Consider the following 14,192-nt stretch of genomic DNA (forward strand, 5'->3'; position numbering starts at 1 on the left):
TGCAACTGAGCTGTAATCCACCCTTAGATGACCAATACGGGCTATTTATATTCTTTTGTTAAGTGCCTTTGAAAACGCATCGCTTACATTCCAGATGCCACACTCTCCAGGCACACAATGCCACCGCTGAACCGCTCTCGCGCATCACTTCTGGACAAAGTCACGTTTGTTGGCGTCATACTTGAACCGGCCAAGAATCTCTTTACTGGTAAGTACCTTGAACTCCCGCCGTAGCGTATTCAGACGTTCATGGTATTTCGGCTCTCCGATATTCAATAGCGCCTCAAGTGGTTTGTCACTTTGCAGGGCACTTGCTATCACCGGACTTTTGGCACGCCCTTGATGGCGAATGTCGGCAACAACCATGCACACCGCATCATCTGCACCGTCCAGCCCGTACTGCTTGGAGTAACTGGCCATTTTTTCCTTGAAGTGCCTGATTCCCATGTCGACCTGAATTTTTTGATTCTCTGGATCATTCTGTGCCCAGTGCACGAATTTTGCCGCTTGAATGACTTCGGTATCTTCGACTTCACGTATCGATGGATTGAGGTAATCCAACAACGGTGCAGTCGACGTATCGGATTCAAGTTCAACTATTCCGTCATCTGTCACTCGGCAAATTCTGTTGTCATGAAGTACCAGGTCCGGGAAATAGGACTTGGCCAACGGCAATGCCAGGAGTAAACGCAGGTATTTTACAAAGTCGCCATTGGGAACGTGCGCCGCATACTGCAGAAAGGAAAAGGTGAAATGCGCGCGATCGTAGGTATTCAAGGTATGAAACAAAGCGCCTTCAGCCATGGCTGTGGGGTGAATAAAATCCGCCCAGAAACCATAACTCTTATAGGCAGTACGATCATATTTTTGCTGGGACGTCCCGCTGACATTCATCAAACCCTTGTTTCCCTCATAGGAAACACGGCTGCCAATATAGAAACGCGCCCCATCAATTTTTCCATAATACTTGTTGCCTTCCTCGAGTGAAAAATCAACCACTTTCATCGCGATCTCCTGTGGCCATTACGCCGGTGAAGAGTCAAACAGATCCCAGCACACCTAATAAAAGTCTGGGCACGCTTTTATCACTTTCTGGCTCAAGTCCATTTCGAAAGCAGGTTCGATCTGAAAATACTGTCAGTAATACTAAAAGACTTTGCGATCAAGAATGGCCACTTATCAGTTTCAAACTTCCAGCCCACACTCAACTCCTTTCGCATCTAAAGGCGGTAGCGAGGAGGCAGCAGCGGATTTTAATCGTCAATCAAGGGCTTGTTAAATTTCTCGATAACGTGACCTTTATGCAGTAGAGATAGAAATAAAGCTAGTACGGCGCCATCATTCTGTCCACCATCCGTCCCTTACCGTTCATCTAACTCATTGAGTCGAGTTGCAGCAGGGTGTAACAGAGGACAGAAAACGAATTCATGAAAAGTAAAGAAACTGGTAAAACTAAAATCCCGCATATCCACCAATGTCTGTATTGATTCAAGTATGTTACAAACTCTGTTTCAGCAACTTAACAAATACTTGGCTTTTCACGCTCTCCAGTGAAAACCTCCGTTTAATGTCGAACAACTGCCAGCACTACCAAACCGAAACACAGTAATACTTTAGCTATTACAGCAACAGCCAGGGCGAGTGATCAGACGATGCTTGTCGGCAGACTGCTCGCCAGCATTTCCAGTGTCTGTTGGTTATTCCGCTCACGCGCAGGTCTGCGTTCCGAGCGTGGCATGGGCGCCGGGGTGAGGCTGCCTTGGCAATCGAACAGCAGGGTCTGACGGGCATCCAGAGCATTTGCTGCGTCGCGCACCAGGATTTGTCCAGCGTTAGCCTGGACCCCTACCGAGCGCTATCAACCTGGCAGCGGGCTCAGCCGACAACTGCTAAGACCAAAAAGATATTAATAAATAAACAATCAGCGTTTATTGTTATAAACAATATCCCCGTAATCTCAGTTCATCCCCGTCCCTTGGTCACGACAGTGAGTCCTTTATGAAACCAACTGACAACGTTATTGACTTCACCCGCTTGCGCAAACGCAAACAGGCGCAGCAGCGGGCACGGGCCATGTGGGAAATTTATGCGCGCAACGCCGGGTACCAGGCGTTGCAATGGGTTCAGGCGGTCAAACAGGCCGAGACGCGTCACGCGTGAACGTTCGGACTCCCTCACGCTTTCTGGCGAGCGCCGACGAACCCGTACTGGACCTGAGTCATCTGGACGTGGAAGAAGACCCTATCTGCGACCGGGTCGCGCAGAACCTGCAACGTCTGCGCGGCAAGCGCCATCTGTCCCTCGACGCCCTGGCCCGCCAGTGCGGCGTCAGTCGGGCGATGCTGGCGCAGATCGAGTCCGGGCGCAGCGTGCCGTCGATCAAGGTGCTGTGCAAGATCGCCAAGGGCTGAAGGTCTCGGTGGCGGCCTTTCTCGAGCATCGGGCTTTTGAAGGCATGGAGGTGTGGTTCCTGAGCCTGGCGCACAACCTGCAGCACCCCTCGCAAAAATGCGTCCTAACTGCCCGGCATTAAACCGAAGCCTCTGATTACACCCTAAGGATGCCCGCAATTTCGACCGACCGAAGCATCACCATTAAACGCCAACGGCTCCCTGCACTTACCGCAGCTTTGTCGCTTCAAACTTGCCATGAGCTGGTCATAGTAAAACCCCGGCCCCCCGAACCCTATCGCCAGGGTCACAGCCAGTACCACCGGCCACACCGGGATCTGCTCCCAAGCCAGCAGGCACCAAGCTAAAGTCATCAATGAAAGCACGGTAAATACCCTGCACAACAGCAAGGCAAAATTCCCCAGGGCACAAAGAAACTGCATCATTATTATTTTCAAGGTTGCTCCCAGAGACTACTTCAAGCCCTGCCACTGCCCGCTTACCGTCAACTTGCTCTTGAAGCGCAATACTTTACGATATCCATGGCCGCATCTTCCTTAACCAGCCTGTCAAAGAGCACCGTCAGCCCCTTGACCCGAAAGACCCGGTTATCTTGTCGAGCTTCCCACATAGCCTTTATCAGCAACTGAGTGACCCGGCGCCTGGAACTCCTTTTCAATCGGCGCACCCGGTCGGGGAGCCGCTTTTCGATCTCGCGCTGTCTTGGTGCAGACATCAACTTAATGTCGAACTCACCACCTGAAGTCTTCCCGCAAGTCATCGCGAGTTCTTCATAGACCTCGCTAAGTTGCTCCAGCGCCCGCCTCAGCAGCAACTCGTTAATGATCCTCACTCAACTACACTCCGTTCAGTATGTAATTCCATATACAAGCCTCGCGAACGGCGTCTCAATGTTTACTGACACCCGTCAACGGCATACTGATGCGTTGTTCTCGTTGCAGGAAGTTCATCAACAGCACTACTCGCTCCTCCCCCTCCATCGCCAGGAAAATGGCTTCCAGTTCGACAAACGGCCCTTCATTGATCCGTACCCGCTCCCCACAGGTAAACTGCACGTCCACCGGGGCGACGCCATCGTGCTCATGAAATTGAGCAATCAACTCATCACGCACCGGTAGCGGCTTGCCCCCGAAGCTGACCACCCGCGATACGCCGCGGGTAGAACGCAACGGTGCCCAACTGTCATCCGAACCGATCTGAATAAACAAATAACTCGGAAACAGCGATTCGCAGACCACCCTTCGCCGCCCACGTAAAACCCGCTCGCGCCTATGGGTGGGACGAAAACAGGTATAGCCCTGATTAAGCAGATTGATCTCTGCACGTTCGTCTTGACTGGCCTTGCACTGGACCAGATACCAAGCCCTCGCGGGAAGACGTTCCGTCATGTTCATTTCAGCGACTACTCCATTAGAGGCCTGCACGTTCAGTCCTTTTTCCGTCTATCTGTTCCAGCAGTTCGTCGGTTTTCGCCTGCATCAGCGCAATATCCCCGCGACTTTCTACCCGCAGCGAAATCACCGATTCCATGGGCGAGACTCGCAATTTGCAGCGCCAATCGGTTAAAACCAGCCTCAGCCCTTCTGCTTCATCAATCTCCAGAGCCAGGTCAGCATGCAGCGTTTTGATACGTTCAAGCACCGCAACCGGATCATTAACCTTGCGAGAGATTTCGCCTGAGGACGGGAACAGGCCCATGCGCTCGATCATCAATAACGGCTGCGCTTTATCGCGACGATGTCCCCTCTCGGAGGCATGCAACCACGTCATCAAGCCGCTACGGCCCGACTCGGAATCCTGAGGTATCGTCCCGAGCTTCAACGCACCGGCCTTGAGCCCGTCGGCATAAATCCGAGCAGGACGGCACCCTGTACTGTTAGTCAATTCAGCATCCAGCCGACTCTGGAACTCACCGCCTACAAACTTCGAATTGCTCATCGCGGTTTCGTCCAGACAAAAAAACAGGCCCGATACTGCTTCGATCGGCGCCTTGAAAAAAATCGCGTTTTTACAACGCATTCGGGTAAACACCCAGCATGCTCAACCAGCAGAAAGCACTCGCGCACCCAGAAAACGTTATCAGACTTGCAGCTGAACTATATGCTTCTAATATTTATCACAGTCCCCGCCTGCCAGCACCAAAGCAATCGAAAACGTTATCTTTCGTCAGCAACAAAACAATAATGTTATTTTTTGTCGGCTGTTAATAATTGATATCTTTTGAAAGCCATGAGAATAAAGCTTCCTCCGATTTAAAGGTTGATATTGCGCTAGATTCGCAGTTAGAATTTTTCGCCATCGTAACTTCACATGTCATTTCGCAAGCTGAACCCCGTCTGACCAGGGACTCTGTCACAGAGCGGTCATTCCAGCACGGTCATGTCATGAAAAAGAAACAACTTGCCCATTACCCTTGGAAAATTGTTGTTCATCGACAAACAACATCAACCCGGATAAGTGGCCAAGTGTTTTATCTGGGCGAGCATTGACGGCATAAAGGAAGTTGTCTTGTTTAAGAAAATTCTGGTTGTCTGCATTGGCAATATCTGCAGAAGCCCCACCGCAGAAAATCTGTTGCGCAAAGCCCTGGAAGCGTCCGACATCGTCGTCAGTTCCGCGGGCCTTCACGCGCTCAAGGGCAGTCCCATCGAAGCGACTGCACTGAGTGTCCTTGAAGAGCATGGTCATGTCACCAAAGAGCATAGCGCCACTCAGCTGACCTCGGCCTCCATCAATGAATCCGATCTGATCTTGGTGATGGAACACCAGCACATCAACGCGATCCTCCACATGGCACCTGCCGCCCGAGGGAAAATCTTCCTGCTGGGCAAGTGGCAGGACGACCGTGAAATCAAAGATCCATACCGTCAAGGCAGACCTGCTTTTTTGCATGCTTATGCGTTGATTGAAACAGCCGTACACGCATGGGCCAAGCGTCTTGCACGCTGAGCCACTCCCAGAATACCCGCGAAGAAAATAGAACTGACCTATGCAGCAATTACCCGCGTTAACGCCCCATGACAATGATGATGATGATGAAATTGACCTGATGGGGCTAGTCGGCACGCTGCTCGATCATAAATGGTTGATTGCCGGGATTACCGTGGTCTTTATGGCCGCCGGGGTTGCCTATGCAGTGTTGGCCACCCCTGTGTACCAGGCAACAGCCTTGATCCAGGTCGAAGCCAAGAAAAACGACATGCTGGGTTTCTCCGATGTGAGCAGCATGCTGGGCAAGGAATCCCCGTCAGCCACAGAAATCGAACTGATCAAGTCGCGCATCAACATCGGCACCGCTGTCGACAATCTGAAACTAGACCTAGAAGTCGAGCCGAATCGCTTTCCCCTGATCGGCGATTTCATCGCCCGTCGGTTTAAAGGAGATCCGGAGAACACTGTCGCCAGTCCCTGGTTTGGCATGAACAGTTTCGCTTGGGGTGGCGAAATACTGACGGTCTCCGAACTCGAGCTGCCACAAGAGCTGCTGGGCAAGGAACTGACCTTGGTCAGCGGTGAAGCTGGCAGCTTTACCCTGCTCGATGAAGACGACAACCTTTTAGTCAAAAGCCAAGTGGGCCAAGCCTATGACCAGGACGGCATCAAGTTGCAGGTTGAAACTCTGCAGGCCAACCCTGGTACGACCTTCAGCATTGTCCGTGTCCGGCGCCTGACCAGTATCTTGAATTATCAGAAAGTACTGGATGTAGCAGAACGCGGTAAAGAGTCCGGCATGATTGGGTTGGCGCTGGAAAGCACCATCCCCGAAAAAGCCATTCAGATCCTCAATGAAATCGCCAGGCTCTATGTGCGGCAAAACATTGAGCGGACCTCGGCCGAAGCCGCTAAAAGCCTTGAGTTTCTAAACGATCAACTGCCTCAGGTCCGTAAAGATCTGGAAAAAGCTGAAACTGCCCTGAATCAGTTTCAGATTCGTAGCAAATCCATTGATATCAGCCTGGAAGCCAAGGCCATTCTCGACCAGATCGTGGCCCTCGATACCAATATCTCGGTACTGAAACTGCAGCAAGCTGAAATGGATCGCAAATTCACCCGTCAGCATCCAGCCTATCGGGCCTTGCTGAGCCAGTTAGGCGAGTTGACCGGCAAGCAGAATGGCCTAGCCAAGAAAGTTGAGGGCCTTCCCTCAACCCAGCAGGAGCTGCTAAGCCTCACCCGCGATTTAAAAGTAAGCACCGAAATTTATACCCAGCTCCTGAACAAAGCCCAGGAACTGGACGTCATGCGTGCTGGTACCGTGGGCAACGTGCGCCTAATCGACACCGCGGATGTGGACCTGCGCAATCCGGTCAAACCGAAAAAAGCCCTGATCGTACTTATTGCTACCCTGCTAGGAGCTTTCCTGGCTGTGGCATTGGTACTGTTCCGCAAAGCCCTTAACCGCGGCGTGGAAAATCCGGATGAAATCGAAAAACTCGGTTTACCGGTGTATGCCGCCATTCCATTCAGCTCGCTGCAGAAAGTTGAAGAAGACAAAATCGCCGGCGGTCGCGGCCGGGCGAACAAAGCAGCGCCGTTGCTGGCTGCCAGTCATCCCACTGACCTGGCCATTGAAGGACTGCGCAGCCTGCGCACCAGCCTGCATTTCGCCATGCTTGAGGCTGAGAATAACCGCCTGATGATTTCCGGCCCAAGCCCTAAGGTCGGTAAAACCTTCGTCTCGGCCAACCTCGCGGCGGTCGTCGCGCAAACCGGCCAGCGCGTGCTGCTGGTCGATGTGGATATGCGCAAAGGCTATCTGCATAAAGTGTTGGGAATCCCGGTTGAAAACGGGCTGTCTGACCTTCTGGCCAAACGCTGCGACCTCACCACCGCCATTCACAAAACAGACATCGAAAACCTCGATGTTGTCGGTCGCGGCCAGATACCACCTAATCCGTCAGAACTGCTGATGCACAGCAACTTCAGTGCATTCCTGGAACAAGTCAGTGCCCTGTACGACCTGGTTATTCTCGATACGCCGCCGTTCCTGGCCGTGACCGATGCCGCCATTGTCGGTCGCCAGTCCGGCACCAGCTTGATCGTGACCCGATTCGATCTAAACCCGGCCCGTGAAATTGAATTAACCATGCGTCGCTTTGCACAAAATGGCATTGAACTCAAAGGCGCCATCTTCAACGGCGTGGAAAAACGCGCGTCCGCCAAATATGGCTATGGCGCTTATGGTTATTACAACTACGAATACAAGTCGGACAGCGTTTAATTACGGCACTGTTTTTAATGATAGCCGAGCGTGCCTGAGGCTATAAGCGCGCTCATTTACTGCATCTGCAACATAAGATTCAGACCTCTCAATAAATCAAGCCGCTTTCAGGGACTAGCATGTAATCCTGGGGCGGTAGCATGCCTGATCAATACCCCGAGTTAATTAATCAGCATGTTGGTTCGCGCACTCCCAGAGCAACCAACTTCTTGCTGATGCCATTACACAGCCTTTTGAGCGACCTATATCTCAGGTGGCTTATCCCTCAAGTCAAACATCCCCAAATCCTCGCTTACGAACATACTAATGGACCGTTCTATGAAGACCCTGTGCATTTTTGGTACTCGTCCTGAAGCCATTAAAATGGCTCCACTGGCGCTGGCGCTGGAGGCCGATGAACGCTTTGAGGCGAAAGTCTGTGTCACCGGCCAGCACCGTGAAATGCTCGATCAAGTGTTGAGCTTGTTTGCCATAGAACCTGATTTCGACCTGAACATCATGAAACCCGGCCAGGACCTGACCGATGTGACCAGCGCAATCTTGCAGGGGCTAAAAAAAGTCCTGGCAGATTTCAAACCCGACATTGTGTTGGTTCACGGAGATACCGCCACTACCTTTGCCACCAGCCTCGCAGCCTATTACCAGCAGATTCCGGTCGCGCATGTGGAAGCCGGCTTACGTACAGGCAACCTTTACTCTCCGTGGCCGGAAGAAGGCAATCGTAAACTCACGGGTGCGTTAGCCAAGCTGAACTTCGCTCCGACCGAAACCTCGCGGGCCAACCTGCTGCGCGAGGGCATCCTTCCAGAGAATATCGTGGTCACTGGCAACACGGTGATTGACGCCCTGCTGGATGTCGTCAAACGCCTCGATCAGGATAGGGAACTGCTTGCCCAAGCCTCTGCACCGGCAGCCTTTCTGGACCCAGCGCGAAAATTGATCCTGGTTACCGGCCACCGTCGGGAAAGTTTCGGTGACGGCTTCGAACGCATCTGTCAGGCGTTGATGGAGGTTGCCCAGCAACATCCAGAGGTTGATATCGTCTATCCCGTGCACCTCAATCCCAATGTGCGCGAGCCGGTCAATCGACTACTGACCGGCATTGGCAACATCTACCTGATCGAGCCCCTGGACTATCTGCCTTTCGTCCACATGATGAGCCGTGCGCATATCATCTTGACCGATTCCGGAGGCATCCAGGAGGAAGCTCCGTCACTGGGCAAGCCAGTGCTGGTGATGCGCGATACAACAGAACGGCCAGAGGCCGTTGCCGCAGGCACGGTGAAACTGATCGGCACCAAAACCGCCGATATCGTCCGCGAGTTGAATCGTCTACTGACCGATACGGTCGCCTACCGCACCATGAGCTACGCCCATAACCCTTACGGCGACGGTCACGCCTGCCAGCGCATTCTTGAAGCGCTGCTCGATCATCACACTGCTTAACTCAGCAGCCGTTGCTTTGCTCGGCTGTTACCTCGCTTTAAAACACATTTAACAAATATCAATCAAGGACGTTCCATGCCTTTCGCAACCATCTCCGTCATTGGTCTCGGCTATATCGGATTGCCCACCGCGGCTGTCTTCGCTTCGCGTAAAAAACAAGTGATCGGCGTCGACGTTAATCAAAACGCCGTCGATATCATCAACCGCGGGCAGATTCATATCGTTGAACCAGACCTGGACATGGTTGTGCATGCGGCCGTGACTGAAGGCTACTTACGCGCCACCACCCAGCCGGAACCCGCCGATGCTTTTCTGATTGCCGTGCCCACGCCGTTCAAGGGCGATTATGAACCGGACCTGAGCTACATTGAATCCGCCAGTAAAAGCATTGCTCCGGTGTTGAAGAAAGGCGACCTGGTCATTCTTGAATCCACCTCCCCGGTCGGTGCCACCGAACAGATGGCCGTCTGGCTCGCCGCAGCTCGTCCAGACCTGAGTTTTCCGCAAACCCATGGCGAAAGCTCCGACATCCGCATTGCTCACTGCCCAGAACGCGTACTGCCAGGCCATGTGCTGCGTGAACTGGTACAGAACGACCGCGTTATCGGTGGCATGACTCCAAAGTGCTCCGAATTAGCCATCAGCCTTTACAAGATCTTCGTCCAGGGCGAATGCATCGTCACCAATGCCCGCACTGCGGAAATGTGCAAACTAACCGAAAACAGCTTTCGCGACGTCAACATCGCCTTTGCCAACGAGCTGTCGATGATTTGCGACAAGCTGGATATCAACGTCTGGGAACTGATTCGCCTCGCCAACCGCCACCCAAGGGTTAATATCTTGCAACCCGGCCCAGGCGTCGGCGGACACTGCATTGCAGTTGATCCCTGGTTTATCGTCAGTAAAACGCCGGAACAGGCAAGACTGATTCGTACCGCCCGCGAAGTGAACGACAGCAAGCCACAATGGGTGATCGACAAGGTCAAACTGGCGGTAGCCGAATTCTTGCAAGCCAACCCGTATAAGACAGCACGGGACGTAACCATTGCATGTTTTGGGTTGGCGTTTAAACCGGACATTGATGATTTGCGTGAAAGTCCTGCGGTTGCGATTACTCATGAAATTGCTATTACTCATCCAGGTCGAATCGTAGCGGTAGATCCAAATATTGAAGCGCTTCCAATCAGCCTACAAAGAAAACTCGAACTATTGAGCATAGAAAGAGCACTACCTGAAGCGGATGTAATTGTACTACTAGTAGATCACAAGGAATTCAACATGATTGAAAGAGAAAACTTAATGGATAAAAAAATAATCGACAGCCGCGGAATTTGGACTCTTCCTAATAAGTAAAAACCAAACAACTCAAACAATCGAAAAAATAAAAAACTAGCCATGCTGAGTTCGAAACAAAAATCCAAAACCAGCAAGACGCAAAATAACCCTTAACCAAAATTGAAAAAACCAAGTCAAACCAGAACTCAAGGATAACTTTGATACAATTTCTAAAACGTGCATTTGCGGTACTAAGCGGAAATCTATCTACATCAATTTCTAACTTTCTCATTGCGGGGATACTAATATCAAAAACAGGGCTAGAAAATTATGGACTTTTTGTGATTTTCCAGTCCTGCTACTTTATTTGGACAACCGCAAGTAAACCGGTAACTTGGCAAACAATCGTAAAATTTGCCCCAAACACAAACATAACAACGCTTACAAAGACATCTTTAAAAATAGAACTTATAGGGATTCTTGCCTCACTCACCATATTCGCACTTATCTTCACGCCTATAGCACTATATAACACATGGGCTACCGAATATATAAATGTGACCTTAGCCATCCTGCTTGGTTCACTAGTAGTCAACAATGGAACCACACTAGGATACTTACGAGTAAACAGGAATTTTTCAGCGATCGCATATATACAAGTATTATCTGCAAGCTTTAAAGTGGCTGCGAGCTTAATCATACCGGACAACATACAGACTTACTTTATAGCAACAGTTTTATTTGATGTGATTCTTTGGAGCACAATCATACTATGCGTAATAAAAAAATCCAAAGCACTGAGTACTAAAAAAGAGTACAGCATTAACGCTACTCCGCCCTTTTTTGAGCTTGTAAAATTCTCTTATTGGGGAACAATTCATGCCGTTCTTGACCTTCCTGTCACCCAACTAGATAAACTACTAGTATCTTCACTTATAGGTCTGGAAGTGACCGGCGTGCTTGACATTATCAAAAAACTAAGCCAAGTAGCCGGTCAATTTGCCGCACCAATTTATCAGGTTATATTTCCTGAATATTCAAAACTTTTATACGAAAAGAAAATCACAGAACTAATTAAGCTATCAACCATTTTATCAGTCGCAATTTTTTCATGTGGAGCAGTTCTCGTAACTTCCATATTTGTAGGTTTTACGCCAATAAACAAATATGCCTTTTCAAATGAGCTTTCTGCATACAAGCACGAATTAATTACCTACCTCACAGTTCAATCATTAGCACTATGCTTTATCTGGGTCCATCCACTATGTGTATCTCTCGGAAAAATGAGACAAACTGCTTATATTCTTATAGCTTCAAATACTGTCTATTTGACAACTATCTATCTCCTTGCTGCCCACTATTCAATTGACGCCGTAATATTCGCCTTTATATTACAGAGCGGCACATTAGTTGCCGCAAAGCTTTTCATAATTTCAAGAGCCATCCGGGATATGCCTAAAAACCTTCATCAGCCTCAATCGCTAGCAAAAGAAGTCGAACATAGTAAAACAGGGTATAAATAATGAAAAATATTTTATTTCTCGGACCAGACATAAATCAAAACAACGGGCCGTCTGTATTCTCAGAAAACCTCACTAACAAACTCGAAAGTAGCAGCACCCATATAACTTACATCTCAAAATTAAACTTCAAGAACCACTTATTAAAATCATTTAAAAAGTATGACTCCGTAATAATAAACAGTGCAAATCTCTTGCCTATTATTTATTTCGCCCAAATAATTATCTATAAAAAAACAGGGAAAAAAATATTTTTCGTTCTTCACGGCGAAATGGGGAAAGAAGTAACAAGCCCAATAAAAAAGAAGCTATTGCAACATCTTCAGAATTTCTTATTACAGCAAAGTAGTAGCATCGTATTTGTATCAACTATGTTCATGAGAGATTTTTTTTATTCGAACTTAAATCATTATCATCAAAGGGAAAAATCAATAGTGATCCCTAATGGTGTAGTGGAATCTGTCAAGCACTTAGCCGTTCCTGATCGGACGAAAAAGCTAACAATCGATATAATTTATGTCGGAGGCAAACGTCTAGAAAAAGGTTACGCACTCATGCGAGAGTTTCTTCAACATCCGTTTGAGTTCAAGGGTAAGAAAATAAAAATTCATCTTATAGGGATCAGTGAAACTGACGACATTATAGTACAACAAAACATCGCAGTTTATTACTACCCAACACTGGCCCACTCGGAAATAATCGAAAAATATAATGACTGCGACATAATTTTATCCACGTCACTATATGAAACTTACGGGATAGCGATACTGGAAGCATATTCGAGGGGATGCAAGGTGGTGTCTTATAAAAAGGCCGGAGTTCTGGACTTAATAGGCGAGGATGCAACAGTATTTAAGTACGACGAGCAAACTCCAACATGCTTATATGCAGCCCTATTAAAGGCTATAGACTCCAAAGACATGTTCGACCCCTCAATTAGATCATGCATCCCCACTTGGGGCGACGTATCTATACATTATCAAAAATCACTAGAACAATCCGAATAGCACCTTGTAATTTTCAACTGAGTAAGCCATATGTTATTAGGGTTAGTTTCACTTATCTTTTCATTTGCTCTCGCCATATGGACACTCCTCAAGAATGTAGGTAATCGATTTATCGTTGGGATGGGGATTATGATTTTATTTTTCCCTCTTGAGTTCCTCACAACCTCATTTCCAGGATACTTCATATCCAAAGTATCTCCATTTGCCCTTTATACTTTTTTTGTTTTTGTTATCTATCTATCTGCAAGAATTTCCTTCGGAAAAAAACCGCTTATAACTTTGACTTACGGAATGACCATAGCATATATATTAGCCATACTTTGCTTAACCATATTCAGGAATGGATATGTAGGCCTAGGAACCATCTTTGACAACTATATTGCTCCTGCAATGGCCCTATACATTGTAACCAATGAAAGTCATCGCATAAGAGCCAGTTCCAGCAAAAAACTGATAGGCCTAGTTTCCATCGCAGCAATTTACGGGATTGTAGAGTTTTTATTACAAAAAAACATACTCCTCAACTCTGTCTTCTCTCAAATGGAATGGATTTCAACACAGTGGAATAGTTCGTTTCACCGAAGTACATCTACAATCGGACACCCACTTATAGGAGCAACAATATATATAATGGGTCTAGCCTCGTTAGAACGAGCCAACAAAAGGTACTGGATCTATACCTGCATCCTAACTTTAGGAGTACTGAGCGCAGGAAGTAGAGCCGGCATTGCTATAACGATTTTAATATTGTTATTTAAACACGTTGGACTTCGATTATCCGCGCGAGATGCTATCGGTCTGGGTGTAATGAGCTTCGCGACTTTAGTTGGCTATATCGTAGGTTTATTTGATCAAATCCTAAGCAGATTTATGAATGGCGAAGGTTCAAATGTAGTCAGAACGGCATTATTTGAATATATCCCCGGAATTATTCGAGAAAACTTACTGGGGCATGGAATTGGAGCCTCAGGCGCCTATGCTGGAGAAATAGGTTTCTATAACGCGATAGAAATACCATGGGTCGCTCTAGTTATTGAGCTTGGCGTAATTGGATTGGCGGCTTCTTTCTTGTTAGTAATTGCAAACTTAAAGCATTACAAAATCTGGAAACCCCACATAATTCTGTTAAGCAGCACATTTGTAATGGTATCGTCCTACAACTCTATCTCCGTACACTCCCCTGTTATTATACTTATGGTGGTTATGCTCTTTATTCCAAAGACCGAAACCGCTCAAAGAAATAGTGGAAATCGGCCACCACAAACTGTAAAACATCGTCATTACGAAACCTCAACCGACTCGTGAAAACTTA

Annotated in this window: 13 protein-coding genes and 1 pseudogene; 9 read left to right on the forward strand and 5 right to left on the reverse strand. The window is 48.4% G+C overall.

Annotation, left to right across the window (positions count from 1 at the left end; all coding sequences use genetic code 11):
• Positions 1-144 precede the first annotated feature (144 nt).
• Positions 145-1,005 (reverse strand): hypothetical protein, encoded by an 861-nt coding sequence (locus ACA064_RS17645; RefSeq protein ID WP_497669277.1) that lies wholly within the window; start codon positions 1,003-1,005, stop codon positions 145-147.
• Positions 1,006-1,645: 640 nt separating this feature from the next.
• Positions 1,646-1,816 carry a hypothetical protein gene (locus tag ACA064_RS17650; protein WP_497669278.1) on the reverse strand — a complete coding sequence of 57 codons (171 nt, stop codon included), beginning with the start codon at positions 1,814-1,816 and terminating at the stop codon, positions 1,646-1,648.
• Positions 1,817-1,998: 182 nt separating this feature from the next.
• On the opposite strand from ACA064_RS17650, the gene ACA064_RS17655 reads away from it, so the two are divergent.
• Both ACA064_RS17655 and ACA064_RS17660 read left to right on the forward strand, forming a co-directional pair.
• Positions 1,999-2,160, forward strand: a complete 162-nt coding sequence (locus ACA064_RS17655) for a hypothetical protein (protein WP_497669279.1) — start codon at positions 1,999-2,001, stop codon at positions 2,158-2,160.
• Positions 2,157-2,464, forward strand: a pseudogene (locus ACA064_RS17660) (helix-turn-helix domain-containing protein); the annotation flags it as partial. The gene ACA064_RS17655 and the pseudogene ACA064_RS17660, both read left to right, overlap by 4 nt.
• 431 nt (positions 2,465-2,895) lie before the next feature.
• On the opposite strand, the gene ACA064_RS17665 reads toward ACA064_RS17660, so the two are convergent.
• Genes ACA064_RS17665 through ACA064_RS17675 form a run of 3 tightly spaced genes read right to left on the reverse strand, consistent with a single transcriptional unit; the run spans position 2,896 to position 4,430 of the window.
• Positions 2,896-3,243, reverse strand: coding sequence for a hypothetical protein (locus tag ACA064_RS17665; RefSeq protein WP_497669280.1), 348 nt, complete (start codon positions 3,241-3,243; stop codon positions 2,896-2,898).
• Between the two features lie 55 nt (positions 3,244-3,298).
• Complete coding sequence (rfaH, locus tag ACA064_RS17670) at positions 3,299-3,805, reverse strand: transcription/translation regulatory transformer protein RfaH (protein WP_497669281.1); 507 nt, start codon at positions 3,803-3,805, stop codon at positions 3,299-3,301.
• Between the two features lie 16 nt (positions 3,806-3,821).
• On the reverse strand, positions 3,822-4,430 hold the full coding sequence (locus ACA064_RS17675) for a hypothetical protein (protein WP_497669282.1): 609 nt from the start codon (positions 4,428-4,430) through the stop codon (positions 3,822-3,824).
• A 489-nt stretch (positions 4,431-4,919) separates the two neighbouring features.
• On the opposite strand from ACA064_RS17675, the gene ACA064_RS17680 reads away from it, so the two are divergent.
• The 7 genes from ACA064_RS17680 to ACA064_RS17710 all read left to right on the forward strand — a co-directional run bounded on the left by ACA064_RS17680 (position 4,920) and on the right by ACA064_RS17710 (position 14,185).
• A complete protein-coding gene (locus ACA064_RS17680) occupies positions 4,920-5,360 on the forward strand; it encodes a low molecular weight protein-tyrosine-phosphatase (protein ID WP_497669283.1) in 441 nt (146 codons plus the stop codon).
• 40 nt (positions 5,361-5,400) lie between these two features.
• Positions 5,401-7,632 carry a polysaccharide biosynthesis tyrosine autokinase gene (locus ACA064_RS17685; RefSeq protein ID WP_497669284.1) on the forward strand — a complete coding sequence of 744 codons (2,232 nt, stop codon included), beginning with the start codon at positions 5,401-5,403 and terminating at the stop codon, positions 7,630-7,632.
• 318 nt (positions 7,633-7,950) lie between these two features.
• Positions 7,951-9,078 (forward strand): non-hydrolyzing UDP-N-acetylglucosamine 2-epimerase, encoded by a 1,128-nt coding sequence (gene wecB, locus ACA064_RS17690; protein WP_497674270.1) that lies wholly within the window; start codon positions 7,951-7,953, stop codon positions 9,076-9,078.
• Between the two features lie 75 nt (positions 9,079-9,153).
• Entirely contained in the window at positions 9,154-10,431 is a 1,278-nt protein-coding gene (gene wecC, locus ACA064_RS17695; RefSeq protein WP_497669285.1) for a UDP-N-acetyl-D-mannosamine dehydrogenase, read from the forward strand.
• A gap of 140 nt (positions 10,432-10,571) precedes the next feature.
• Positions 10,572-11,876, forward strand: coding sequence for a lipopolysaccharide biosynthesis protein (locus ACA064_RS17700; RefSeq protein ID WP_497669286.1), 1,305 nt, complete (start codon positions 10,572-10,574; stop codon positions 11,874-11,876).
• Positions 11,876-12,880, forward strand: coding sequence for a glycosyltransferase family 4 protein (locus tag ACA064_RS17705; protein ID WP_497669287.1), 1,005 nt, complete (start codon positions 11,876-11,878; stop codon positions 12,878-12,880). Before ACA064_RS17700 ends, ACA064_RS17705 begins: the two co-directional genes overlap by 1 nt.
• Positions 12,881-13,009: 129 nt before the next feature.
• Positions 13,010-14,185: a hypothetical protein gene (locus ACA064_RS17710; protein ID WP_497669288.1), complete on the forward strand. Its 1,176-nt coding sequence runs from the start codon at positions 13,010-13,012 to the stop codon at positions 14,183-14,185.
• Positions 14,186-14,192 lie beyond the last annotated feature (7 nt).

The sequence above is a fragment of the Pseudomonas sp. LBUM1658 genome (assembly GCF_059716055.1).

What these genes read in the sequence shown, in the direction of transcription:
- ACA064_RS17655 (WP_497669279.1), top strand. Translation starts at nt 1,999, where the DNA reads ATGAAACCAACTGACAACGTTATTGACTTCACCCGCTTGCGCAAACGC.
- ACA064_RS17685 (WP_497669284.1), top strand. Translation starts at nt 5,401, where the DNA reads ATGCAGCAATTACCCGCGTTAACGCCCCATGACAATGATGATGATGAT.
- ACA064_RS17645 (WP_497669277.1), bottom strand. Translation starts at nt 1,005, where the DNA reads ATGAAAGTGGTTGATTTTTCACTCGAGGAAGGCAACAAGTATTATGGA.
- wecB (WP_497674270.1), top strand. Translation starts at nt 7,951, where the DNA reads ATGAAGACCCTGTGCATTTTTGGTACTCGTCCTGAAGCCATTAAAATG.
- ACA064_RS17675 (WP_497669282.1), bottom strand. Translation starts at nt 4,430, where the DNA reads ATGCGTTGTAAAAACGCGATTTTTTTCAAGGCGCCGATCGAAGCAGTA.
- ACA064_RS17710 (WP_497669288.1), top strand. Translation starts at nt 13,010, where the DNA reads ATGATTTTATTTTTCCCTCTTGAGTTCCTCACAACCTCATTTCCAGGA.
- wecC (WP_497669285.1), top strand. Translation starts at nt 9,154, where the DNA reads ATGCCTTTCGCAACCATCTCCGTCATTGGTCTCGGCTATATCGGATTG.
- rfaH (WP_497669281.1), bottom strand. Translation starts at nt 3,805, where the DNA reads ATGAACATGACGGAACGTCTTCCCGCGAGGGCTTGGTATCTGGTCCAG.
- ACA064_RS17705 (WP_497669287.1), top strand. Translation starts at nt 11,876, where the DNA reads ATGAAAAATATTTTATTTCTCGGACCAGACATAAATCAAAACAACGGG.